Source organism: Streptomyces sp. GESEQ-4, from assembly GCF_017948455.1.
Lineage (GTDB): Bacteria > Actinomycetota > Actinomycetes > Streptomycetales > Streptomycetaceae > Streptomyces.
Genome location: NZ_JAFFSU010000027.1, coordinates 18691 through 41604, shown reverse-complemented (window position 1 = coordinate 41604; position 22914 = coordinate 18691). Strand labels below are relative to the sequence as shown.

Genomic DNA, 22914 nt, shown 5'->3' with positions numbered 1-22914 from the left:
GGTGCGTCTAGGGGCGGGGGGGGGTGCGCGGCCCGGCGCTGAGGGGGGCCGCGGGTCGGTGCCGCCCGGGGGTGGGTCGCGCGGCCCGGCGCTGACGGGGCGCCGCCTGCGCCCACCCGTGCCGCCCTAGGCGGCACGAATGCCCGCAGCTGGGCGGGACGGCGGCCGCAGGCTGGCGGGAGGGCAGTCCGCCGCCTGCTGGGTGGGCGCCGCCCCGGGCGGCACGACTGCCCGCAGGCTGCGGCGTCGCGGGGACCGGCTGCTGGGTGGGCGCCGCCTCAGACCGTACGCATGCCCGCAGCTTGGCGGGACAGCAGTCCGCCACCTGCTGGGTGGGTGCTGCGCCAGGCGGCACGAATGCCCGCAGCATTGCAGCGGCCCTGGCCGCCGGTGCGCCGCCCGGGCCCCGTCGCCGCGCTGTCGCCGGAGCTGCACGTGGTGCTCCTGCTCAGCGGCGTAGCAATACCTTGCGGGTTGCTCGGGCCAGGCGGGTTGTGGGGCGGGGGGGGGGGGGGGTGGGGGAGGAGCGGTCCCGGTGCCAGGTGTGGAGGTGGCGGCGGGCTGTTGGGTTCTCGGGGTGGCCCGTGGACAGGAGGTGGCCTGCGAAGTCCAGTGCGTCCTGGCGGTAGCCGCCGGTCATCGGGTGGCGCTGGGCGTAGGCGAGGAAAGCGGGGCGGTAGGACTGGCCCAGGATGTGCGGGAGTTCGGGGGCGACCTTGGCCACGACGTCCGCACGCTTTCCGGCCAGGGCACGGGCCTGTACGCCCAGCCGGACCCGGTCGAAGCCCTCGGGTACGGGCGTGCCGGCCACCAGGGCGGAGAGGAGCGCCGTCTGCGCGAGGGCGAGGCGCTGGCGGGCGGCGGTCGTGTCGGCGGGAGGCTCGACGACGGTCGAGCTCTGCGGTGCCTCGGAGGCATCCGGTTCCGTGGAGTCCTGCAATGCCGTCGCTGGGCGGCCTGTCGGTGACTCCCGCCTCGTCCGTCCCTTCTCCAGTGCCCCCCGGATCGCCCCCAACTCCCGCTCCAGCTCGGCCGGTTCCGGGAAGTTCTCGTCGCGTTCCAGGAGGACTCCGGGGGGTGAGACCCGGGAGGCGAGGTCGGTCAGGATGTCGAGGACCGCTTCGGGGACCGGGTGGGCGTGGCTGTCGTGCCAGACGCCGTCGCGTTCGAAGCCGCCGGCGACATGGACGTAGGCGATGGCTTCGAGGGGGAGTTCGGCGAGGGCCTTGGCCGGGTCCTCGGCGCGGTTGACGTGGTTGGTGTGCAGGTTGGCCACGTCGATCAGGAGCCGGACGCCGGTGCGGTCGGCGAGGTCGTACAGGAACTGGCCCTCGGTCATCTCCTCGCCGGGCCACGCGATGAGCGCCGCTATGTTCTCCACCGCGAGCGGCACGGGCAGGGCGTCCTGGGCGATGCGGATGTTCTCGCAGAGGACGTCGAGGGCGTCCCGGGTGCGGGGTACCGGCAGCAGGTGGCCCGCTTCCAGGCGCGGGGACGCGGTGAGGAGCCCGCCCGCCCGTACGAAAGCGATGTGCTCGGTGACCAGCGGAGAGCCCAGCGCCTCGGCCCGCTCGGCGAGCGCCGCCAGGCGGGTCTCGTCGGGGCGGTCGGCTCCGCCGAGGCCGAGGGAGACGCCGTGCGGGATCACGGTCACGCCGCGCTCACGCAGCCGCCGCAGCGACTCGGGGAGATGGCCGGGGCACACGTTCTCCGCCACGGCCTCGACCCAGTCGATACCCGGCATCCGCTCCACGGCGTCCGCGATCTCCGGCCGCCACCCGATTCCCGTCCCCAGTCGCTCCATCGTCCCCTCCTCCACCCGATGTCACCTGGCCGTGCCGCGTCGTCTCCTTCGACGTTCCGCCGCTGTGTGACGGGGGTATGGCCCCGGCGCGCCGACCCGAACCGCGCTCCGGGCGCCTTCAGAGCAACATTTGAGGTTCGGGGAGGAAGCGGACGTGGACGGGAGGCCGCCGACGGAGGGGGATACGCGCGGGAGGCGGCCCGTGTTCAATGCCGGGGGCGGACAGTTCAGCGCTTTACGGCCACGCCCCCGAAGCTGTCCACGTCCCGCCGTTCGTCCGTGCCGTCAGTGCCGGACGTGCCGACCGGCCCGGAGCGCCACTCCGCCACCGGGACCAGACCGGGTTCCAGCAGGTCGAAGCCGTCGAAGAAACGGGCCAGCTGCTCGGGGGCCCGGTTGATCCGCGGGTTGTCGCTCGCCTCGTTCCAGCGCTCGACCATCGCCCGCATCTCGTCCGCGTGGAACACCTCGGTGCTGTCGCAGAACACCAGGTGGCTCCCGGCGGGGAGGGCGTCCTTGAGCTGCTCCACGATCGGGTAGGCGGTGTCGTCCGGGACGTGCGCGACGATGCCGAGCAGCATGAGCGCGACGGGCCGGCTGAAGTCGAGCGTGCGCTCGGCGCCCCGCAGGATGGACGCCGGGTCGCGCAGATCGGCGTCGATGTAGTCGGTGGCGCCTTCGGGGGTGCTGGTGAGCAGCGCGTGGGCGTGGGTCAGCACGACGGGGTCGTGATCGACGTACACGATCCGTGCCTCGGGGGCGATGCCCTGGGCGACCTCGTGGGTGTTGTCGAGGGTGGGCAGGCCGGTGCCGACGTCGAGGAACTGCCGGATCCCGGCCTCCGCGGCCAGATAGGTGACCGCGCGCTTGAGGAACCCTCGCTGGGCGCGCGCGATGTCGACGATCTCGGGGTTGAGCTCACGCATCTGGTCGCCGACCTGCCGGTCGATCTCGTAGCAGTCCTTGCCGCCCAGCCAGTAGTTCCAGATGCGAGCGGAGTGCGGCACCTTGCTGTTGATCAGCGGACGGTCGACTGACATGACAACTCCCGGACATTCCCTCGGCGTTGCGCGCTCCCAGCGGCGCGGGTCTCACCGTAGCCGGATGATCTGTGCGGGGCGACCGGCGCCCCGCTCCGGCATCAGTACTCCAGTTCGGGGCGGAGGGGGCCGCCGACCGCGTGCAGGTGCCGCAGGACCTGGGCGTAGGAGTTGACGAGCCCGGTCTCGTGGTAGGCGACGCCGTGCCGGGCGCAGAAGGCGCGTACGAGTTTCTGGGCGTGGCGCAGGCCGGGCCGCGGCATGGAGGGGAACAGGTGGTGTTCGATCTGGTAGTTCAGCCCGCCGAGGGCGAAGTCGGTGAACCGGCCGCCACGGATGTTGCGTGAGGTCAGGACCTGCCGGCGCAGGAAGTCGATCTTGTCGTCCTTGCCGAAGATGGGCATGCCCTTGTGGTTGGGGGCGAACGAGCAGCCCATGTACAGCCCGAAGAGCCCCTGGTGCACGGCGAGGAAGGCCACGGCCTGGAGGGGGGTCAGGACCAGGAACAGGGCGGCGACATAGCCGACGAGATGCGCGGTCAGCATTCCCGCCCCGGCCAGTTTGGCCGCCCGGGAGCCCGTGGTGCCGTCGCGCTCGAACTGCGCCCGTACGCCGGCCACGTGCAGGGCGAGTCCTTCAAGGAGCAGCATCGGGAAGAAGAGCCAGGCCTGGTGGCGGGCCAGCCAGGCATAGGGGCCGCGGCGGACCCGGGCGTGGTCCTCGGTGAAGGCGATCGCGCCGTCGGCGATGTCGGGGTCGCGGTCGACGTGGTTGGGGTGGGAGTGGTGCCGGTTGTGCTTGGCGATCCACCAGCCGTAGCTGAGGCCGATCAGCAGGTCGGCGTGCACGCGGCCGAGCAGGTTGTTGACGCGCTTGGAGCGGGCGATCTGCTGGTGTCCGGCGTCGTGCCCGATGAACCCGGTCTGGGTGAACATCACCGCGAGGAAGGCGGCGGTCACCAGCTGCCACCACGACTGCCCGATCAGGGCGAACGCGGTCCAGCCGGCGGCCATCAGAAGCAGGTTCGCGCCGACCTTGACGGAGTAGTAGCCCGGCCGCCGCTTCAGCAGCCCGCTCTGCTTCACCTCGCGGGACAGTGCGGCGTAGTCGCTGCCTCGGCCGGCGGACGGGGGCTTGGTCGTCGCGACGTGGTCCGGCGGCGGCTCGGTGCCCCGGTTGATGATCTCAGTGGTCACGTTTTTCCTCTCGGGGTGGGTGCGGGCCGGCTTTCGACGGCGCGGGGGCAGGGCGCCGGTTGCGGAAAGGCCCGTGGGGAAGCAGCGCGAAGCAGGCCCGCGGCGCGGGCCCGCCTCGAAACGGGTGTCCTCAGAGCGAGGTCTCCTTCGAGATGGCGAAGATGGCGAGTAGATGCGGAGAACGCGCGCTCGCGCGTCCCCGGGCTGCTGGTCGCCAGCCGTCGAAGAAAACCCCCGACACGACAATGCGCCCGCTGTCAGAACTCCGCGGGCGCTTCCACGTCGCAAACTTCAACTACAACCACTCACTGAACGTCCCGAGTGCCGGGAAGGTTCCCGGCCGCCCTACCTGCCCAAGGACATGAGCGGGCAGTAGCGGCTGCCTCCCTCGACGGCGACCGTTTCCCCGGGCGCGATCTCCGTGAAGCCCGCGTCGCGGACCACCGGCAGACCGCTGGTGGTGAGCTCGGCCCAGCGGCCGGCGGGGGCGGTGCGGACGGCCAGGGGAAAGCCGGCGTCGCGCCAGGCGGCGCGGTCCTCGTCCGACAGCTCCCACCAGGCGAGCTGGGCGCCATGGCCGACCTGCGCCATCGCCTTGCCGGCCGTCATGTCCAGGTCGGGGCTGAGCCACAGCACCGGCACACCCGGGTCGGCCCTGGCCGGCGGCTCCGGGTCGTCGAGGTCCGTCCCGGAGACCTGGAGCCGGGCGAGGTCCTTGGGCCAGCCGTCCAGCGGGACGGGCGGGAAGACCCGTACCTCCGCGGACTTGCCCGTGACCGTGATGCCGGGCAGTGCCTCGGCCCGCCGCCACTCGGCGCCCCGCGCCCGCCGCACCACCTTGCGGATCCGCGCGTCCTGCCAGTCCCGCACGGCCTGCGCCCACTCGCCGTCCCCCAGCGCACGCTCGTCGCTGAGCAGCACCAGCACCGCGCGGGCCGCGGTCTCCAGCGCGTCCGTACGGGTCGGGGGAGCCGCCCGCTCGATCCGTACGACCAACGGCAGCACGAACTGCGGCGCCTCGTCGCGCACGGAGGGCTCGGAACGGAAAGGGCTCTCCCGGGGAACGCCGAGATCGTCGGGAACGCTGGGAACGGATGGATCACTGGTCACGTCCTCCAGTCTGCCAGGCGGAAGATCGGTTCCTCCGGCCGCGAGAGGATGACCGCATGCAACGTGCATTACGGCTGGAACGCGTCGGCCGCCGCTACGGCCTGCGCGGACCCTGGGTGCTGCGCGGGATCGACCTGGCCGTGCCCCCCGGCACTCTCCTGCGTATCGAGGGCGCGAACGGCACCGGCAAGTCCACCCTCCTCCGGCTGCTCGCCGGGATCGACGCCCCGACGGAGGGCCGGATCAGCGGCCGTCCGCGCACGGCCTACGTCCCCGAGCGCTTCCCGTCGGCGCTGCCCTTCACCCCGGTCGGCTACCTCACCCACCTCGGCGCGGTGCACGGACTGTCCCGTACGGCGGCGGCCCGCGCCGCCGACCAGTGGCTGGAGCGCTTCGGCGCCGCCGCCCACGCCTGTACGCCGATGGCGCGGCTGTCGAAGGGCAGCAGCCAGAAGGTCGCCGTCGCCCAGGCCCTGCTCGCCGAGCCGGACCTGCTCGTCCTCGACGAGGCCTGGACCGGACTGGACGAGTCCGCCCGCGCCGAGCTGGAACGGGCGGTCGCCGAGCGGACGGCGGCGGGCGGAGCCGTCGTCTTCGTCGACCACGACCCGCACCGCCTGGCGGGGGCGCCCGACGCGACGTACACCGTGCTCGACGGCGCCCTCAACCACCGTACGGAGCAAGGGACTTCGCCCTCCGGACCGTACGTCGTCATCGTCGTCCAGGGCCCACCCGGCGGACCACTGCCCGCCACCCCGAAGCTCGCCTCCGCCGAGGAGACCGCGCCCGGCACGCACCGGCTCACCGTCCCCGCGTCCCACTCGGACGTCGTCCTGCGCTCCCTGCTGACAGCCCGCCCGCCCTGGCATGTGGTGAGCGTCGCCCATGAGGACGCCGAGGAGGTCCGATGACCGCGCTCCTGCGCTATCAAGCCGCCCTGCTGCTGCGTTCGCAGCGCTGGCTGCCGCCGTTCATCCTGTACGCCGTGTTCCTGGGCGTCGGTGTGCAGGGCGGGCAGCCGGTGCTCGACTCGCTGGGCTATGCCGCGGCGGCGCTGCTGCCCGTCGCCGCCTGGCTGGTGCGGATCTGCGTCGGCAACGAGCCGCCCGCCGCCCGCGCCCCGGTGGCCGCGGCGGCCGGACCCGGACGGGCGCACCTGGCCTGTCTGCTGGTCGCGCTGGCGTCGGCCGCCGCGCTCGGCACCGTCGCGACCCTCGTCGTGACGCTGATCAGCGATCCGGTGACCTCCGACCACCAGACCCGCGTGGCGCCCCTCCCGGCGGGCGCGGCCGGGCTGCTCGCCGCGCTGGCCTGCGCCCTGCTCGGCACGGCCGTCGGCGCGCTCACCTCCTGGCCGCTGCTGCGCTCGCCCGGCCGGGCGGTCCCGGCGATGCTGCTCGCGGCCCTGCTGTCCGTGGTCGTCACGGGCTCCCCGGCGCAGGCGGCGGTCAGCGGACTGGTGACGGGATCGCAGTCGGGCCAGGTCCAGCTCCCCCTGCTCCCGCTCGGCGCCGCCGCCCTGCTGACCGCGGTGGCGATCGCCGTGGCCTGCGCCCTCACCTCGCGCCGGTCACCCTGAGCAGGCCGTGCGCTGGGCCTCCTGCCACTCGCAGACGGGGCAGAGGGTGATGCCCTTGTACGACTCCGGGTACTCCGTCGGCTCCCGGCACAGCACGCACTCCGCGTACGGCGGCCCATCCGCCTTGGGCGGCCTGGTCGCGTCGATGAGGCAGTAGTCGTCCTCGCTCATACATCCAGCGTACGAGGGTCAACTGTCCGTCGTACGAGCCTCAGCGCGCCCGCCCGCGGCTCCGATCAGCTCGGACACCTTCACGAACCGGAAGCCCTTGCGGCGCAGCTCGGGGACGATCGTACGGAGGGCGCGTTCGGTCGTCGGGGCGGCGCTGTTCGTGCAGTGCAGCACGACCACCGAGCCCGGCCGTACGCCGTCGAGCACCTGCCGGGCCACCGCGTCCGCGTCGGTGGCGAAGGCGTCCCCGCCGACCACGTCCCACTGCACGGCGGTGACGCCGGTCGCGCTCAGCGCCTTCAGGGCCCGGCCGTCGTAACAGCCGCCCGGGAAGCGGAAGTACGGCATCGGGTCCCGCACCCCGGCCTTGCGGAAGGCGGCGTACGCCTGCTCCACGTCCGTCCGCATCCGGTCCTCGGAGACGGTCGGCAGGCCGTAGCAGTCGTCGGTGAAGGCGTAGTGGCTGTACGAGTGGTTCGCGACCTCGAAGAGCGGGTCCTGGCCGATGGCGCGGGCCTGGACCGGGTACTCCTCGGCCCAGCGGCCCGTCATGAACACGGTGGCCGGCACCCTCAGCGCCTTCAGCGCCGCGATGAGCCGAGGATTGTCGAACCGTTCCCCCGCCGCCGCCCTCGGCCCCTGGTCCGCGGTCATGTCGGCGTCGAAAGTGAGGGCGACGGTCCTGGCCCCGGTCCGCGGACCGTTCTCGAAGACAGGGGTCAGGCCCGCGGGGCCGGGGGCGAGGGTCGGGGGCCGGGAGGGGGCGACGGTCCGTTTCGAGGGGGCGGGGGAGCGGTGCGGTTCTTCGGCCGTCCCGCAGGAGATGAGGGCGGCGCTCAGGGCGCAGGCGATGGCTACACGTCGTGTAAGTGTGATCACCGCACGAACGTAGCTATGCGAGTAATGCGCCTTTTGTCATTGGCGGCTGCTTACCGGGTGTCTCTCGCCGATTTCACCCGCCCGCCGATGATGAAGCCGGGCTGCACAGCGCCCCTTAAGGGGCGCGGGGAACTGCGCGACCAGCCCCCACCGCCCCGCGGGCGAGCGACGACCTATCGCGGCACAACCCGCGGAGCGACCGTCACCGCGAACGTCGTTCCCGGCGAATAGCAGTTGACGTACATCGTCCCGCCGTCAGGCGAGAAGGTGACGCCCGCGAACTCGCCCCACTCCGGTTCCTCGTCGGTGCCGATGTTCTGTCGGTTGCGGGCCACCGCGTACACCTCACCCCGCCGCGTGACCCCGTACACGTGCTGGGCGCCGCCGCCGTCCTCGCAGACCATGAGCCCGCCGCTCGGTGCGAGACAGATGTTGTCCGGTGACTCGCCGGGCAGCTGGAGGTCCGTGTCGGGGCCGAAGACGACCACCAGGGTGAGACGCCGTGCCGACGGGTCGTACCGCCAGATCTGCCCGTAGTGGTCGGCCGCCGAGCCCTCGGCACTTCGCGCGTACGACGACACGAAGTACACGGACCGCCCGCCCCAGTAGCAGCCCTCCAGCTTCTGCGCGTGCGTGATGCCCCGCGGGCCGAAGTCCTGGAGGCGGACGGGGGTTCGGGCCGCGAGCGGGTCCGGTACGTCGGCCCACTCGACGCCGTCGAAGCGGGCGCCGGGCTCCTGGACCGAGGAGAGGTCGGGGACGCCGGGCACGCGCATCGCCTGGAGGCGGCCGCCCGCGCGGAGCGAACCGGGGCCGCCGAGCGGCTTGTCGGGCAGGAAGCGGTAGAACAGGCCGAAGGGCCGCTCGAAGGCGTCCTCGGTCTCGTAGACGATACCGCGACGGGGATCGACGGCGACCGCCTCGTGCTGGAAGCGGCCCATCGCGGTGAGCGGTACGGCCCCGCTGCGGCGGGGGTCGGCCGGGTCGACCTCGAAGACGAAGCCGTGGTCCTTGGCGTAGCCGCCGGTGCTTGCCTTGTCCTCGGTCTCCTCGCAGGTCAGCCAGGTGCCCCAAGGGGTGGGCCCGCCCGCGCAGTTGACGGCCGTACCGGCGATCGCGACCTGCTCGGACCGGACCCGGCCGGCGCTGTCCAGCGTCAGGGCCGTACAGCCGCCCTTGCCCGCCAGATCGTAGGTGAGGCCCTCGACCGTCGGGACGGGGATCTCGGCGTCGGCCCTGTTCTCGTGGTTGCGGACGAGGTGGACGCGACCGTGCCGGCCCGCGAAGGCCGCCATGCCGTCCGGGTGGGAGGGCACTTCGCCCTCGCCGGAGCGCAGTGGGGCGCCCTCGCGGGACAGGACGCGGTAGCGGAAGCCCTTCGGGAGATCGAGCAGGCCCTTCGGGTCGGGGACGAGCGGGCCGTAACCGGTGTGGCCCAGGTTCACCTGCGCGGAGGCGGTGCCCGCGAAGAGTTCGGTGAGGTTTCCGGCGAAGGCGATCGCGGCGACCGACGCGCCGGTGCGGGCGAGTATCTGACGGCGTGTCGTGCGGCCGTTTTCGGACATGGGGCAACCTTCCTGCTGGCGGACAGGACTGTGATGCCGCCGTGTCTATCACTTGGTCACGGCCGCGTGAACCACGCGCGTAGAACCTGTCATTGCTCCAGCGAGCGGTCGGGGGACGGCTGCCGGTCGGCGGGGGCGGGCGGGATCTCGTCGGGGTGCTCGTGCGGGAGCTGGTCGAGGCCCGAGCTGTCCGGCGCGGGGCGGCCGTGGTGTTCCGGGTGCGTCTCCGCCCCCTTCTCCAGGAACCGCAGCAGCTCCACCGGGATGGGCAGCACCAGCGTGGAGTTCTTCTCCGCCGCCACCGCCATCACCGTCTGGAGCAGTCGCAACTGGAGCGCGGAGGGCGTGTCGGCCATCTGCTGCGCGGCCTCGGCGAGCTTCTTGGAGGCCTGGAGCTCGGCGTCGGCGTTGATGACCCGGGCCCGCCGCTCGCGGTCCGCCTCCGCCTGCCGGGCCATGGAGCGCTTCATGGTGTCCGGCAGGGACACGTCCTTGATCTCGACGCGGTCGATCTGGACGCCCCAGCCGATCGCCGGGCTGTCGATCATCAGCTCCAGGCCCTGGTTGAGCTTCTCGCGGTTGGAGAGCAGGTCGTCCAGGTCGCTCTTGCCGATGATCGAACGCAGCGAGGTCTGTGCCATCTGGGAGACCGCGAAGCGATAGTCCTCGACGTTGATGATCGCCGCCGCCGCGTCCACGACCTTGAAGTAGACGACCGCGTCGACCCGCACGGTCACGTTGTCCCGTGTGATGCCCTCCTGGGCGGGCACGGGCATCGTCACTATCTGCAGGTTCACTTTGTACAGCCGGTCCACGGCGGGGACGATCAGGGTGAAGCCCGGTGGCCGTACGGCGCCCCGCAGGCGCCCGAGCCGGAGGACCACCCCGCGCTCGTACTGCTTGACGACCCGCGCAGCCGCGGCGAGATACACCACCCCCGCGGTCCCGGTGGCGATGGCCGCGGTCAGCAACTCTTCCAGCATGATGACGACCCCTGTTCAGCCGTCCCTGCACCCTGCACCTGTTAAAAACCTGCACCTGTTAAAAGCGGTATTGGCAACCTCTTCCCACGATATGCCCGAATAGGGCAACGGTAAGCCCGGCTGAAGCCCCGGTTCGGGGCTTCAGCCGGGCATCGCCGGACGTCGGGGAGTGCTACCTCCGGGCCTCGGGTGCCGCCACGGCACCGTCGAGCCGTACCGGATCGGTGCCGGCCGCACTGTGCCGCTCGGCCCAGTTCTCCAGCGCCGTACGGCAGGCGTGGTCCAGATGGTGCAGCCCGGACAGGTTCAGCTCGACCGGACGGTCCTGGGGCAGGGACTCCAGGCTGTCGAGTATCTTCGGCAGCCGCAGGAAGGTCGCGTTGCCCGACAGGTAGGCCTGGACGGGCCCGGCTCCCTTGTCTATGACCTCGAGCTTGATGTGCGAGGCCTCCCAGGCGGTCTTGGCGACGGCCAGCGCGAGGCCGATGAGGACGCCCTCGAACATGCTGACCGCGACGATCGACACCGCCGTGACCACCAGGATCAGCGCCTCACCGCGATGCTCGCGCCACAGCGCCACGATCTGCCGTACCGGGATGAGCTTGGCGCCGGCGTGCACCAGGATGGCCGCCAGGGCCGGGATCGGGATGTAGGCGAGGACGGCCGGCAGCAGGGCCGCGAACAGCAGCAGCCATACGCCGTGCAGCACCCGGGACGCCTTCGTCCGCGCGCCCGACTGGACGTTCGCCGCGCTGCGTACGATCACCGCGGTCATCGGCAGCGCGCCCAGCGCACCGCAGACGGTGTTGCCCGCGCCCTGGGCGAGCAGCTCCTTGTCGTACTCGGTGCGCGGACCGTCGTGCATCCGGTCCACCGCCGCCGCGCTGAACAGCGACTCCGCGGACGCGATCAGCGTGAAGGCGGCGACGGTGGCGAGCAGGCCGACATCGGCGAGCTCACCGAAGGCGTCCAGGGACGGCGGCTGGATGGAGCCCAGCAGCCCCTGCACCTCGACGGTGGCCACCGGCAGGCTGAAGGCCACGGCGACCAGCGTCGCCAGGCCCACCGCGGCCAGCTGACCGGGCACCGTGCGCACCTGGCGCGGCATCCGCTTCCACAGCATCAGCACGGCGATCGTGCCCGCGCCGAGAGCCAGCGAGGCCAGCGCCCCGGTGTCCTGGACGGCGTCCGCGAGCGCCCCGGGCAGCCCCGTGATCTTCGCGAGCCCGGAGGCGGGCGCCTCGGTGTCCGCGAGCGAGTACAGCTGCCCGGCGATCAGGACCAGCCCGATTCCGGCCAGCATGCCCTCGACCACGGCGACCGAGATGGCCCGGAACCAGCGCCCCAGTTTCAGGGCGCCCATCAGCATCTGGAGCAGGCCGGTGGCGAGCACGATCACACCGAGCGCCGGCAGCCCGAACTCGCGCACCGCCTCGAAGACCAGCACGGTGAGCCCGGCGGCCGGGCCGGACACCTGAAGGCTGCTGCCGCGCATCAGCCCGGTCACGATGCCGCCCACGATGCCGGTGATGAGCCCGAGCTCGGCCGGCACGCCGGAGGCGACGGCCACGCCCACGCACAGCGGGAGCGCGACCAGGAAGACGACGAGAGACGCGGCGAAGTCCTGCCGCAGATGAGGGAACTTGGTGAGGGTGGAGGGATTCATGGCGGCGCTCACAGGGCCTTGAAGGTGTCGGTCTGCGGGCTGTGCGCCAGTACGGCGCCGGTGTGCACCTCGTAGTACCAGGCGTGCAGGGCGAGTTGGCCCTGGGCCAGCTTCTGGTCGATACAGGGGTAGGAGCGCAGCCGCAGCAACTGCGCCAGGGCATGGCTCTGCACTCCCTCGGCCACGGTGGGATCGCCGGCCGCCCCCTGCGGACGCGGCGTCGCGGCGGCGAGCCAGTCGCGGACGGCGGGTACGGCGTCCAGGTCGTCGCCGCGCACCAGTGCGCCGACCGCTCCGCAGTGGGAGTGGCCGCAGACGACTATGTCGCGTACGCCGAGCACCTCGACCGCGTACTCGATGGTGGCCGCCTCGCTGGTGGGGTGCTCGGAGGCGTACGGCGGGACGATGTTGCCCGCGGTGCGCAGCTCGAAGAGCTGGCCGGGGCGGGCGCCGGTGATCAGGGCCGGTACGACCCTGGAGTCGGAACAGGTGATGAACAGGACCTCGGGTGACTGGCCTTCGGCCAGTCTGGCGAACTCCTCAGGGCGTTGTCCGAACGTGCGGGCGTTGTCGATGAGGGGCTGCATGATGTGGTGACTCCTCCTGGCGCGCCAAAGGCGCGTCGGACGTGCAAGACAGAGTGGTGATGACTGCTCTGCTCTCTCTCAGCAGCGGAAGACCTGAAGTGCCGCCGGAGAGTGGGTCGTCGAGGATCTCGCCGTGCGACATTGCACGGCACGCGGCACCGTCGGGTGCGCGGCTGTCGCGCCCGGGGCCACGAGCGGGCGCTCCTGCGCCCCGGGCCAGGCGACCGAGGAGCGGTTCCGCTCCCGGGTGTGCTGGGGACCGGTCGGGTCCCCGGAGCAGCTCACGTCACGGAGCGCGAGGATTCCGTCGCGCGGTGCCTTGGGAGACAGCTTGGATCCGGGCTGAGCCTTGGCCTCGACATGACCAACCGTGTGCGCGGATGCGAACGACGCGGAGGGAGCGAAGAACTGCAGGGCGAGCAGGACGGCGGCTAGGGCCGCAACTACGGTCCTGGTCGTCGTACCTCGCAACATCCGCCCCTCTCCAGGCAGTTCACGACTTATGGACACGCCAACTCTTGGTCAATGGCTGGTCAAGAAACACGTTAACCCTGCAAAGTTGTTTGCAGGGTTAACTTAACGTTTCAGGCTGAAGAGAGCCTGAAAGGCGATGCCGCTTGGCTTGAAATGCCTCTTGACCTGCGGGAGTTGCCGGACTAGTCGGCGTCGACGAGTCCCTTGGCGTCCCGGGCCAGCGCGGTGAGCCGGGAGATCGCCCGGAAGTACTTCTTGCGGTAGCCGCCGTTCAGCATCTCCTCGCTGAACAGCCGGTCGAAGGGGAGCCCCGAGGCGAGCACGGGCACCTCGCGGTCGTACAGCCGGTCCGCGAGGACGACGAGCCGCAGCGCGGTCGACTGGTCCGGGATCGGCTGGACGTCGGTGAGGCACACCGCCCGGATTCCGTCGGTCAGCGCGCCGTACCGGCTGGGGTGGACGCGGGCGAGGTGCTCCAGCAGATGCGGGAAGTCGTCGAGCGAGGCGCCCGGCGTGGCGTACGCGGACTTGGTGACCTGCTCGTCGGAGAACGGCGCCGGTGCCTCGGGCAGCCCGCGGTGGCGGTAGTCCTCGCCGTCGATGCGCAGGGAGCGGAAGTGCGCGGACAGGCCCTGGATCTCGCGCAGGAAGTCGGCCGCCGCGAACCGGCCCTCACCGAGCTTGCCCGGCAGCGTGTTCGAGGTGGCGGCGAGCGCGACGCCCGCGTCCACCAGCTTGCCGAGCAGCGTCGAGACCAGGACGGTGTCGCCGGGGTCGTCCAGTTCGAACTCGTCGATGCACAGCAGGCGGTGCCCGGACAGGGTCTGGACGGTCTTCTGGAAGCCGAGGGCGCCGACCAGGTTCGTCAGCTCCACGAACGTGCCGAACGCCTTGAGCGCGGGCTCGGCTGGGGTGGCGTGCCACAGGGAGGCGAGCAGGTGGGTCTTGCCGACGCCGTAGCCGCCGTCGAGGTAGACGCCGCGGGGGCCCGCCGGGGTCTTCGGTGCCTTCGCCCTGCCGAAGCCGAGGAAGCTGCGCTTGGCGGTGGCGGTGGGGTGCGCGGCGCCGAGTCCGCCCGCGAAGGCCTCCAGGACCTGGACGGCCTCGGTCTGGCTGGGCTGGTTCGGGTCCGGGATGTACGTGCTGAAGCGGACCGAGTCGAAGCGGGGTGGGGGCACCATCTCGCCGACGAGGCGCTCCGCGGGGACGTGGGGCTCGCGGGCGCACAGTGACACAGGGGCCGCGTCTGCTATCGGACCGGTCCCGGAGGCGGCGGTGGAGGTAGGCACGGTTCTCTACTTTAGGCGGTCCGCGGTGGGGCGGTACTTCGTCTGCTGGTCCGTTGTGGCTGGTCGCGCAGTTCCCCGCGCCCCTTTGGGGCGCCTGACCTCCCCGGACCTGCTTGGCACCGTGCCAGACTGCTCGACATGCGACGTCTGTTCCCTGTGACCTACGAAACAGCCCCGGACGCCCGTGAATGGAGCCTCGACGAGCTGGCCGACGCGTACGCCTACCCGGAGCCGGGTCCCGGTGGGCGGGAGCCGTGGCTGCGGGCCAACATGGTGGGGACGCTCGACGGTGCCGCTCAGCACGGTGGCCGGTCGCAGCCCATTTCCAGTGCGACGGACATGCGGATCTTCGGCACGCTGCGGGCGCTGGCGGATGTGGTGGTGGTCGGGGCGGAAACGGTACGCCTGGAGGGGTACCGTCCGGCACGCGCGCGTGAGGAGTTCGCTCGGCGGCGTACGGAGGCCGGACAGGCGCCCGCGCCGGCGATCGCGGTGGTCACCGCGAGCATGGACCTGGACTTCTCGTTGCCGCTGTTCACCTCGCCCACGGTGCCGACCCTGATCCTGACGGGTGCCGCCGCGGCCCCCGACCGGATCGCGACCGCGGAGAAGGCGGGCGCCCGGGTGGTGATCGCCGGGGACGGGATCGGGGTCGACCCGGCCCGTGCCGTACGGGCCCTCGGCGACCTCGGGCACACCCGGCTGCTGACCGAGGGCGGCCCGCGCCTGCTCGGCCAGCTGGTGGCGGCCGAGGTGCTGGACGAACTGTGTCTGACCGTCTCTCCGATGCTCACCGCGGGAGACGCGCAGCGGATCGCGGGCGGGCCGACGGTCGCGGTGCCGCGCCGATTCGCACTGGTGTCTCTGCTGGAGGAGGAAGGGTTCCTCTTCAGCAGGTACCGGCGGGCTTGAGTGCGCTGGTCGGGTAATGGACGGAATCTACCGTTCCGTTTAGCCCCCGGCGGGCACACTGAATCAACGCAGTCCCCGTGCGATCGCGGGGCAGGATGGTTTCCGCAGGGGCCCGGCCAAGGCCCACGGAGGAGAAGGACGCCTGACGTGTTCACAAGCGTATTGATGATCGAGAAGGCCCTGACATCCGCCGACGTGGAGTTCGTCACCACCTTGCACGGGGACGAGCAGGTCTCCTTCCACGTCCTGCTCCAACCGCGCGGCGACCAGGCCGACCGGCTGCTGCGGGCCATCGACGACATCGCACTCGGCGAGATCGACGAGGCGGCTCGCGAGCTGGAGAGCCCCGAGGGCAAGGACGCCGCCGCCCTCGGCGAGCAGGCCCTGGAGGTGTCCCTCGCGGCTCTGCGCGGCTCCGGCAGCGAGGCGGAGGGCCGGCTCATCGAGGGCCACGCGCTGGATGCGCTCAAGGCCCTGGTCGAGGAGACCGGGGCGGACGAGGTCATCGTGCTGACCGACCCCCACTACGTGGAGGAGTTCTTCCACCGGGACTGGGCCTCGCGGGCCCGGCACAAGGTGGGGGTGCCGGTGCTGAAGCTGTTCTCCCACAGCAAGGCATAGGCTGACCCCTCGATACGTGTCGCATCACTTGGGGAGAAGCACTCATGGCACCCGGCCTTCCTACCGCCATGGACCGCCCGCACTTCATCGGCATCGGCGGGGCCGGGATGTCGGGGATCGCGAAGATCCTGGCGCAGCGGGGCGCGAAGGTGGCGGGCAGTGACGCGAAGGACTCCGCCACCGCCGAGGCGCTGCGCGCGCTGGGCGTGACCGTGCACATCGGGCACGCCACGGAGCACCTCGCCGACGACGCCAGCTGTGTCGTGGTGTCGTCGGCGATCCGCGAGGACAATCCGGAGCTGGCCCGCGCGGCCGAGCTGGGCATCCCAGTGGTGCACCGCTCCGACGCCCTCGCGGCCCTGATGGAGGGCCTGCGTCCGATCGCCGTCGCGGGCACCCACGGCAAGACCACGACCACGTCGATGCTGGCCGTCTCGCTGTCCGAGCTGGGCCTGAACCCCTCGTACGCCATCGGCGGCGACCTGGACGCCCCCGGCTCCAACGCCCTGCACGGCGACGGAGAGATCTTCGTCGCCGAGGCGGATGAAAGCGACCGCAGCTTCCACAAGTACGCGCCCGAAGTCGCCATCGTCCTCAACGTGGAGCTCGACCACCACGCCAACTACGCGTCGATGGACGAGATCTACGAGTCCTTCGAGACCTTCGCGGGCCGGATCGTGCCCGGCGGCACGCTGGTGATCGCCGCGGACCAGGACGGCGCCCGCGAGCTGGCCCGGCGGATCGAGGGCGTCCGCGTGGTGACGTACGGCGAATCGCCGGACGCGGACGTACGGATCCTGTCGGTGCGGGCCCAGGGGCTGAAGAGCGAGGTCACGGTCCTGCTGGACGGCACGGAGCTCACCTTCACGGTCTCCGTCCCCGGCCGGCACTACGCCCACAACGCCGTCGCCGCGCTCGCCGCCGGCGTGGCACTGGGCGTCCCCGCCGCGGAGCTGGCGCCCGCGCTGGCCGCGTACACCGGCGTCAAGCGCCGCCTCCAGCTCAAGGGCGAGGCGGCGGGCGTCCAGGTCATCGACTCCTACGCCCACCACCCGACGGAGATGACCGCCGACCTGGAGGCCATGCGCTCGGCGGCCGGTGACGCGCGGATCCTGGTGGTCTTCCAGCCGCACCTGTTCTCCCGCACCCAGGAGCTGGGCAAGGAGATGGGCCAGTCGCTGTCCCTCGCGGACGCCTCCGTCGTCCTGGACATCTACCCGGCCCGCGAGGACCCGGTTCCGGGCGTCACCAGCGAGCTGATCATCGAGGCCGCGCGGGTGGCGGGCGCGGACGTCACCGCGGTCCACGACAAGGCCGAGGTGCCGTCGGTGATCGCGGGAATGGCCAAGGCAGGCGATCTCGTTCTCACCATGGGCGCGGGCGATGTGACCGACCTGGGCCCGCTGATCCTGGACCGCCTGTCGCAGTGAGGGGCTGACACCCATGTCGTACGACGTCGAGAAGCCGGATGAGCAGTGGCGCGCGGAGCTGACGCCGGGCGAGTACGCGGTGCTGCGCCAGGCCGCCACGGAGCCCGCCTTCACCGGTGAGTACACCGACACCAAGACCAAGGGCATCTACTCCTGCCGCGCCTGCGGCGCCGACCTCTTCACCTCGGACGCCAAGTTCGAGTCCCACTGCGGCTGGCCGAGCTTCTTCGACGCCCGCGACTCCGACGCGGTCGAGCTGATCGAGGACCGTTCGCACGGGATGGTGCGGACGGAGGTGCGGTGCGCCCGGTGCGGTTCGCACCTTGGGCATCTGTTCGAGGGCGAGGGCTATCCCACGCCCACCGACCAGCGGTACTGCATCAACAGCATCGCGGTGCGGTTGGCGCCCGACGAGGGCTGAGCGCCCCGAAAGGGGGCGGGGGACTCCATGCGGAAGCTCACAGCATCTTCCGCCGCACCATCCCCGACAACACCAACGCCCCCGGCAGCAACGGCAACCACACGGTGATCACGCGAAAGCCGATCACCGTGCCGGTGGCCAGAACCATGGGCGCCCCGAACACGACGAGAGTGAACACCAGCGCCGCGTCCACGGGGCCGATGCCACCAGGCGCCGGCACGGCCCCCACCGCGGCGCTGGCCGCGAGGTACGCGAAGATCACATGCACCCAGGGCAGTTGCAGCCCGAGCGCCGACCCGACCGAGGCCAGCACGCAGGCCTGCAGCAGCGGAAACGCCGCCGCCCCGCCCCACAGCTGAAGCACCCGGACCGGACGGGTGTGCAGCAGCCGCGCGTCGGTCAGGGCGGAGTTCAGACAGCCGAGCAGCGGTCGCCGCAGCGGTCGTACGGCCGTCACCAGCAAGGTCGCCGCGCCGAGCACGCAGGCGATGCCGAGGCCGGCCACGGCCAGCGTCGACGCGTCCGGGACGAGCTGGCCGACGCGCAGCGTGCCGGGGAAGGCGGCGAGGAACGCGAGGATGAGCAGCGTCTTCACGATCGGCTTGACCAGCGAATACAGCGCCAGGGACGCCGTCGCCCGGGGGATCGATATCCCCTGGTTCTGCAGGAACCGCAGGGTCACGGCGTGCGCTCCCAGCCCCGCCGGCAGCACATGATTCGCGGCGCCCGCGGCGAACTGCGAGGCCAGCAGCGGACCCGGCGGGAGCCGTTCCGGCAGGGCGCCCTGCCGGGTCACGGACGCGGCCACCCAGCACAGGACGTTGAACACGGTTCCGGCCAGCAGCCACCAGGGATCGGCGCCGGCCAGCCGGACGGCGCTGTCATGGACGGTGGGCCAGTCGAACGCCGCGTACCCGCCGATCAGCAGGAGCGGCAGCAGACTCAGCGCCCAGCGCAGCCGGCGCCGGCGCGTCGTGGTCGGCGGGGGAGCGGTCGGTGTGGGGGCACTGACCGAGGGGGGAGCGGGGATGGGGACGGGGGTGAGCGACGGCTTGGGGAGCTCGTCGACTTGGAGCGGGGACACGGCGCACGTCGTCCTTCCACGTCGTGCCCGACACTGTGGCGGGACCGACGGGTACGCGGAGGCGAGCAAAGGGGGACGCCGGGAGCGTTCCCTTTCCGCATGACGGGACGGTTGCCGGGAACCGACAAGGCGAGGGCGGACGGGCAACGCGGTCACGGTGTGGCCGGAGTCACCAGCCCGTGAGCAAGAGGTGGTTGACGAGAAGCGCGACGATCGCCTGCGCCGCCAGCCACCCCCGCGCGCCCCTCAGAAACGCGCACGCCGGCAGCAGCCACAGCGCGAACGGCAGCCAGATCCGTTCCGTCTCCGCCTTGCTCATCCCGGACAGATCGGCGACGACCATCGCGACCAGCGCCGCCAGCACCAGAACGCCGAGGCGTACAGCGGCCCGGTCGTCCCGGCGGAGCAGCGCCACCCCGGTCCGCCGCAGCCCGGCCGCTGTCGCGAGGCCCACCACCAGCACCGTGCACGCGAAGTTGGCCCACACCCAGTAGCCGTACGGCCGGACACCGCCCACGCCCTCGTGGTAGCGGGTGACCAGCAGGTCGTACGCCTCCCACCAGTAGAAGCCCAGCGCGGTGAACACGACGGGGACGACCACGAATCCGGCGAGCACGAAGGGGAGGGGTCTGATGCGGTAGCGCTCCGCTGGGGGTGCCGTGATGGGTCGTCTTTTGTCTGCGGCGCCGTCGTGGCTGGTCGCGCAGTTCCCCGCGCCCCTTCGGGGCGCTAGCAGCAGGACGGCCGCCGCGATCAGCGCGAAGAGCGTGAGGCCGTACGACAGGTAGAGCGTCAGGCCGAACAGGAGGCCGGACGTCAGGCCGGTCCAGGGTGGGCGGTGGCCTGTGACCGCCAGTGCCAGGAACGCGACCGCCCAGGCCGCGACCGCGGCGAAGTAGGCGTCGGCGGAGGTGCCCATCCATACCGCCCCCGGTGCCAGGACCAGGAAGGGTGCGGCGCGGCGGGCCAGGTGCTCGTCGGTGAGGAGGCGGACGGTGATGAGGATGGCGAGGGCGGCGGTGGTGCCGACGGTGATGCACCAGACACCGGCCCAGGCGCCGCCGCCGAGGCCGATGCGGTCCAGGTAGACGAAGGTGAGGGTGGCCGCGGGGGGATGCCCGGCGACATGCGCGGGCCAGTTGTCGGGTGAGTCGATCAGGATGTGCTGGGTGAAGTCCCGCAGGGTGGCCGGGATGTCCCCGAAACTGTCGATGACCTGGAGGTATTCGGCGCGTGTCGTCAGCCGCCGGGCGATGCCGCGGTTCCAGCCGTCGATGAGCGCCAGCGACCATGTCCAGGCCATGCCTGCCCCCCAGACCCAGAGCAGCAGGGAGCGCCAGGGCAGGCGTACGGCCAGGACGGGGCCGTACGCGATGACCGCGAGCGCGACGGTGAGCGCGGCCGGGGTGCCGGGGCCGATGTGCGGGTGCCAGAGTGCCAGCAGCGGGGGCCAGCGGACGAAGAGCGTGTCGTCGCGGCGCTCGATCGCGCGGCCGACCAGCGCGGCGGTCACGACGAGGAGGGTGGCGGCCGTCGCCGTGTACAGGTCGTGGCGGAGGTCCCGGCGGGCGTCGGGGAGCGCGTCGGGGCGGGTGCCTGGCAGAAGATCGTGGGTCACGTCCGAACGCTAGGACGCCCGGCGTGCGCCGGACGCGTGACGGGCGCGGACGTCAGAGATTCGTCATGGTTCGCGGACCCTGTCCTGCGGTGATCCCGGCCTACGGTCGGGGCATGCGACGCACACCTCTCACTCCGTTCTCGCCCGGATTCTGGCGCAGCCCGCTGCGCGGGCCCTGGCTCACCTCGGTGCTCGGCGTCGTGCTGCTCGGCGGGATCACGCTGCTGTTCCTGACGGGGCTGGTGTCGTACGCCGCCTACAACCCGGACCTGGATCCGGTGAACGACAAGACCCCGGACAAGGGGATCCTCGGCTTCTACCTCTTCTCCTGGCCGACCGACCCGCACTGGCTGTACCGGCTCAACCAGGGCATCCACGTCACGCTAGGGATCGCCCTCATCCCCGTGCTGCTGGCCAAGCTGTGGTCGGTCGTGCCCCGGCTGTTCACGCTGCCGCCGGCCCGCTCGCTCGCGCACGCGGCGGAGCGGATCTCGCTGCTCCTGCTGGTCGGCGGGGCGCTCTTCGAGTTCGTCACCGGTGTGCTGAACGTCCAGCTCGACTACATCTTCCCCGGCTCGTTCTACGCCCTGCACTTCTACGGGGCATGGGTGTTCTTCGCCGCGTTCGTCGCCCATGCCGCGCTGAAGACACCGAAGGCGCTGCGCAATCTGCGGCAACTGCGGGAGGAGGGGGAGGAAAGGGACGAGCAGGACGACTTGGTGGCCCCGGAGCCCGCCGAGCCGACCGTGTCCCGGCGCGGTGCCCTGTGGTTCGTCGGGGGCGGCTCGCTGCTGCTGTTCGCCACGACCGTCGGGCAGAGCTTCGACGGCTTTCTGCGCCGTACCGCCCTGCTCGCCCCGCACGGCGGCGGCGAACCGGGCTCGGGACCGAACGGCTTCCAGATCAACAAGACGGCCGCGAAGGTGGGGATCACTCCCGCGGAGACCGGCGCTGAGGCGTGGCGGCTGGTCGTCATCGGCCGCACCGGAACCGTCCGCCTCAGCCGCGCCGACCTGCTCCAACTCCCCTTGCACTCCGCCTCGTTGCCCATCGCCTGCGTCGAGGGCTGGTCGACCTCCGACCAGTGGTGGCGCGGTGTACGGCTGCGGGATCTGGCCGCGCTCGTCGGCCACGACGATCCGACCGACGTCTTCGTGGAGTCGCTGCAACGCGCCGGCGCCTTCCGCCGCGCCGCCCTGCGGGCGAACCAAGTCGCCGACGAACGCTCCCTGCTCGCCCTGACCGTCAACGGCGAGGACCTGTCCCCCGACCACGGCTACCCGGCCCGGGTCATCGTGCCCGCGGCACCCGGCGTGCTCAACACCAAGTGGGTGGCCCGGATGACGTTCGGAGATCTGTGATGCGACCTGAGATGCGATCTTTGATGCGCGCGCGTGTCGCCGTCGGCAGCTCGTTCCAACTCCTCCTGCTCGCCGCGTCGTTCGCGCTCGCCGGATACGCGGGGGTGCGGCTGCTCGACGGCGACTGGTTCGAGGTCGCGCTGTGGTTCGTGGGCGCCGCCTTGGTCCACGACCTGGTCCTGGTGCCGCTGTACGCGGCGGCCGACCGTGCGCTGGTGGCGGCGTGCGGCGCGGCCGGGCGGCGGTGGGCGGCCGGCTACGTCCGTGTGCCGGCCGCCCTGTCGCTGTTGCTGCTGCTCGTGTGGTTCCCGCTGATCAGCGGGCGGGTGGCGGACCGCTACGCCGGCTCCACCGGCCTGTCCGCGGACAGCTACCTCGCCCGCTGGCTGCTGATCACCGCCGCACTGTTCGCGGGCTCCGCGATCCTTTTCGTACGGCGGCTGCGCAGGGCGGCGAAGGAACGGCCGCCGGAGGTCCACTGATCGACGGCACTCCAGCCCGCGCGGTGTGCGTGCCGCAGCAGGGCGGGAGTGCCGAGGCGGGCCCAGGGGAACGGGGCGCCGACCGCGCCCCGGCCGTCGGTCACGTGCACATGGACACGCTCGTCCACGTCGACCGGGGCCGTCTCGGCGACCAACAGCCCGCCGGGAGCCAGCAGTTGGGCCAGCCGGTCGAGCAGGGCGACGGGGTCGCCGCCGATGCCGACATTGCCGTCCGCGAGCAGGACGGTGCCCCAGCGGCCCTCTCCCGGCACCGGCTCGAACACCGAGCGGTGCAGCGCCTGTCCGCCGAGCCGCACGGTGTGCGCGACAGCCGCCTCGCTGACGTCGATGCCGAGCGCGCGCCGGCCCCGGGCCGCGAGTTCGGCGACCAGCCGGCCGGGACCGCAGCCCACGTCCAGCACGGCGCCCTCGCACCGGGCCAGCACCTCCAGGTCCACCGCGTCGGCCCGCGCACACCAGCGCTCCACGTCCAGCGGCAGCAGCCAGCCGTCCGTACGGCGCAGGAAGAGCGGCCCGCGTCCGGTGCGCAGGGCGTCGCTGTAGAGGTCGACGGTCCAGGGGCGGCCGTCGGGGGTCGGTTGCCGGACGATCGGCACCAGTTGCTGGGCGCTCCGCACCGCA

General features: G+C 71.9%; 22 protein-coding genes. 8 read left to right on the top strand and 14 right to left on the bottom strand.

Annotated features, from left to right (window positions below; all coding sequences use genetic code 11):
• Positions 1 to 448: 448 nt before the first annotated feature.
• The 4 genes from KCH48_RS34945 to KCH48_RS34930 form a co-directional block, all read right to left on the bottom strand.
• Positions 449 to 1804 carry a DUF692 domain-containing protein gene (locus KCH48_RS34945; protein ID WP_210580857.1) on the bottom strand — a complete coding sequence of 452 codons (1356 nt, stop codon included), beginning with the start codon at positions 1802 to 1804 and terminating at the stop codon, positions 449 to 451.
• Between the two features lie 227 nt (positions 1805 to 2031).
• Positions 2032 to 2844 (bottom strand): SAM-dependent methyltransferase, encoded by an 813-nt coding sequence (locus tag KCH48_RS34940; RefSeq protein ID WP_210580854.1) that lies wholly within the window; start codon positions 2842 to 2844, stop codon positions 2032 to 2034.
• A gap of 101 nt (positions 2845 to 2945) precedes the next feature.
• Entirely contained in the window at positions 2946 to 4040 is a 1095-nt protein-coding gene (locus KCH48_RS34935; RefSeq protein ID WP_210580852.1) for an acyl-CoA desaturase, read from the bottom strand.
• A gap of 345 nt (positions 4041 to 4385) precedes the next feature.
• Positions 4386 to 5150, bottom strand: a complete 765-nt coding sequence (locus KCH48_RS34930; RefSeq protein ID WP_307841038.1) for a peptidyl-tRNA hydrolase — start codon at positions 5148 to 5150, stop codon at positions 4386 to 4388.
• Positions 5151 to 5206: 56 nt separating this feature from the next.
• On the opposite strand from KCH48_RS34930, the gene KCH48_RS34925 reads away from it, so the two are divergent.
• Entirely contained in the window at positions 5207 to 6061 is an 855-nt protein-coding gene (locus KCH48_RS34925) for an ATP-binding cassette domain-containing protein (protein WP_210580848.1), read from the top strand.
• On the top strand, positions 6058 to 6729 hold the full coding sequence (locus KCH48_RS34920) for an ABC transporter (RefSeq protein WP_210580846.1): 672 nt from the start codon (positions 6058 to 6060) through the stop codon (positions 6727 to 6729). The genes KCH48_RS34925 and KCH48_RS34920 overlap by 4 nt, the downstream gene beginning before the upstream one ends.
• Here KCH48_RS34920 and KCH48_RS34915 read toward each other — a convergent pair.
• The 7 genes from KCH48_RS34915 to zapE form a co-directional block, all read right to left on the bottom strand.
• On the bottom strand, positions 6721 to 6900 hold the full coding sequence (locus tag KCH48_RS34915) for a hypothetical protein (RefSeq protein ID WP_210580844.1): 180 nt from the start codon (positions 6898 to 6900) through the stop codon (positions 6721 to 6723). The two genes, KCH48_RS34920 and KCH48_RS34915, sit on opposite strands and share 9 nt — an antisense overlap.
• An 18-nt stretch (positions 6901 to 6918) precedes the next feature.
• Complete coding sequence (locus KCH48_RS34910; RefSeq protein WP_210580842.1) at positions 6919 to 7779, bottom strand: polysaccharide deacetylase family protein; 861 nt, start codon at positions 7777 to 7779, stop codon at positions 6919 to 6921.
• A 173-nt stretch (positions 7780 to 7952) separates the two neighbouring features.
• A complete protein-coding gene (locus tag KCH48_RS34905; protein WP_210580840.1) occupies positions 7953 to 9344 on the bottom strand; it encodes an alkaline phosphatase PhoX in 1392 nt (463 codons plus the stop codon).
• An 89-nt stretch (positions 9345 to 9433) separates the two neighbouring features.
• The gene (locus KCH48_RS34900; protein ID WP_210580838.1) at positions 9434 to 10327 is read right to left on the bottom strand and encodes a slipin family protein; all 894 of its coding nucleotides are present in this window, start codon (positions 10325 to 10327) and stop codon (positions 9434 to 9436) included.
• A 172-nt stretch (positions 10328 to 10499) separates the two neighbouring features.
• On the bottom strand, positions 10500 to 11993 hold the full coding sequence (locus KCH48_RS34895) for a SulP family inorganic anion transporter (protein WP_210580836.1): 1494 nt from the start codon (positions 11991 to 11993) through the stop codon (positions 10500 to 10502).
• 8 nt (positions 11994 to 12001) lie between these two features.
• A complete protein-coding gene (locus KCH48_RS34890; protein ID WP_210580834.1) occupies positions 12002 to 12580 on the bottom strand; it encodes a carbonic anhydrase in 579 nt (192 codons plus the stop codon).
• 656 nt (positions 12581 to 13236) lie between these two features.
• A complete protein-coding gene (gene zapE, locus KCH48_RS34885) occupies positions 13237 to 14343 on the bottom strand; it encodes a cell division protein ZapE (RefSeq protein ID WP_210580832.1) in 1107 nt (368 codons plus the stop codon).
• A 138-nt stretch (positions 14344 to 14481) separates the two neighbouring features.
• Between zapE and KCH48_RS34880 the strand changes: the two genes are divergently transcribed.
• The 4 genes from KCH48_RS34880 to msrB all read left to right on the top strand — a co-directional run bounded on the left by KCH48_RS34880 (position 14482) and on the right by msrB (position 17727).
• Complete coding sequence (locus tag KCH48_RS34880; protein WP_210580830.1) at positions 14482 to 15255, top strand: pyrimidine reductase family protein; 774 nt, start codon at positions 14482 to 14484, stop codon at positions 15253 to 15255.
• Between the two features lie 147 nt (positions 15256 to 15402).
• A complete protein-coding gene (locus KCH48_RS34875; protein WP_210580828.1) occupies positions 15403 to 15876 on the top strand; it encodes an indole-3-glycerol phosphate synthase in 474 nt (157 codons plus the stop codon).
• A gap of 44 nt (positions 15877 to 15920) precedes the next feature.
• Positions 15921 to 17306 carry a UDP-N-acetylmuramate--L-alanine ligase gene (murC, locus tag KCH48_RS34870; RefSeq protein ID WP_210580826.1) on the top strand — a complete coding sequence of 462 codons (1386 nt, stop codon included), beginning with the start codon at positions 15921 to 15923 and terminating at the stop codon, positions 17304 to 17306.
• A gap of 13 nt (positions 17307 to 17319) precedes the next feature.
• Entirely contained in the window at positions 17320 to 17727 is a 408-nt protein-coding gene (msrB, locus tag KCH48_RS34865; RefSeq protein WP_210580823.1) for a peptide-methionine (R)-S-oxide reductase MsrB, read from the top strand.
• A gap of 37 nt (positions 17728 to 17764) precedes the next feature.
• Here the strand turns inward: msrB and KCH48_RS34860 are convergent, their stop codons facing one another.
• A complete protein-coding gene (locus KCH48_RS34860; RefSeq protein ID WP_210580821.1) occupies positions 17765 to 18811 on the bottom strand; it encodes a lysylphosphatidylglycerol synthase transmembrane domain-containing protein in 1047 nt (348 codons plus the stop codon).
• 169 nt (positions 18812 to 18980) lie between these two features.
• Positions 18981 to 20429 (bottom strand): hypothetical protein, encoded by a 1449-nt coding sequence (locus KCH48_RS34855; protein ID WP_210580819.1) that lies wholly within the window; start codon positions 20427 to 20429, stop codon positions 18981 to 18983.
• Between the two features lie 113 nt (positions 20430 to 20542).
• Between KCH48_RS34855 and KCH48_RS34850 the strand changes: the two genes are divergently transcribed.
• Positions 20543 to 21790 (top strand): molybdopterin-dependent oxidoreductase, encoded by a 1248-nt coding sequence (locus KCH48_RS34850; RefSeq protein WP_246886338.1) that lies wholly within the window; start codon positions 20543 to 20545, stop codon positions 21788 to 21790.
• 23 nt (positions 21791 to 21813) lie between these two features.
• Complete coding sequence (locus KCH48_RS34845; RefSeq protein WP_210580815.1) at positions 21814 to 22272, top strand: hypothetical protein; 459 nt, start codon at positions 21814 to 21816, stop codon at positions 22270 to 22272.
• On the opposite strand, the gene KCH48_RS34840 is transcribed toward KCH48_RS34845, so the two are convergent.
• Positions 22161 to 22892 (bottom strand): methyltransferase domain-containing protein, encoded by a 732-nt coding sequence (locus KCH48_RS34840; protein ID WP_210580960.1) that lies wholly within the window; start codon positions 22890 to 22892, stop codon positions 22161 to 22163. The two genes, KCH48_RS34845 and KCH48_RS34840, sit on opposite strands and share 112 nt — an antisense overlap.
• Positions 22893 to 22914: the final 22 nt, after the last annotated feature.

Excerpts from the sequence above, each read along its gene's own strand:
- KCH48_RS34945 (WP_210580857.1), bottom strand. The coding sequence starts at position 1,804 with ATGGAGCGACTGGGGACGGGAATCGGGTGGCGGCCGGAGATCGCGGAC.
- KCH48_RS34940 (WP_210580854.1), bottom strand. The coding sequence starts at position 2,844 with ATGTCAGTCGACCGTCCGCTGATCAACAGCAAGGTGCCGCACTCCGCT.
- KCH48_RS34925 (WP_210580848.1), top strand. The coding sequence starts at position 5,207 with ATGCAACGTGCATTACGGCTGGAACGCGTCGGCCGCCGCTACGGCCTG.
- KCH48_RS34920 (WP_210580846.1), top strand. The coding sequence starts at position 6,058 with ATGACCGCGCTCCTGCGCTATCAAGCCGCCCTGCTGCTGCGTTCGCAG.
- KCH48_RS34915 (WP_210580844.1), bottom strand. The coding sequence starts at position 6,900 with ATGAGCGAGGACGACTACTGCCTCATCGACGCGACCAGGCCGCCCAAG.
- KCH48_RS34905 (WP_210580840.1), bottom strand. The coding sequence starts at position 9,344 with ATGTCCGAAAACGGCCGCACGACACGCCGTCAGATACTCGCCCGCACC.
- KCH48_RS34900 (WP_210580838.1), bottom strand. The coding sequence starts at position 10,327 with ATGCTGGAAGAGTTGCTGACCGCGGCCATCGCCACCGGGACCGCGGGG.
- KCH48_RS34895 (WP_210580836.1), bottom strand. The coding sequence starts at position 11,993 with ATGAATCCCTCCACCCTCACCAAGTTCCCTCATCTGCGGCAGGACTTC.
- KCH48_RS34890 (WP_210580834.1), bottom strand. The coding sequence starts at position 12,580 with ATGCAGCCCCTCATCGACAACGCCCGCACGTTCGGACAACGCCCTGAG.
- KCH48_RS34880 (WP_210580830.1), top strand. The coding sequence starts at position 14,482 with ATGCGACGTCTGTTCCCTGTGACCTACGAAACAGCCCCGGACGCCCGT.
- murC (WP_210580826.1), top strand. The coding sequence starts at position 15,921 with ATGGCACCCGGCCTTCCTACCGCCATGGACCGCCCGCACTTCATCGGC.
- msrB (WP_210580823.1), top strand. The coding sequence starts at position 17,320 with ATGTCGTACGACGTCGAGAAGCCGGATGAGCAGTGGCGCGCGGAGCTG.
- KCH48_RS34850 (WP_246886338.1), top strand. The coding sequence starts at position 20,543 with ATGCGACGCACACCTCTCACTCCGTTCTCGCCCGGATTCTGGCGCAGC.
- KCH48_RS34845 (WP_210580815.1), top strand. The coding sequence starts at position 21,814 with ATGCGCGCGCGTGTCGCCGTCGGCAGCTCGTTCCAACTCCTCCTGCTC.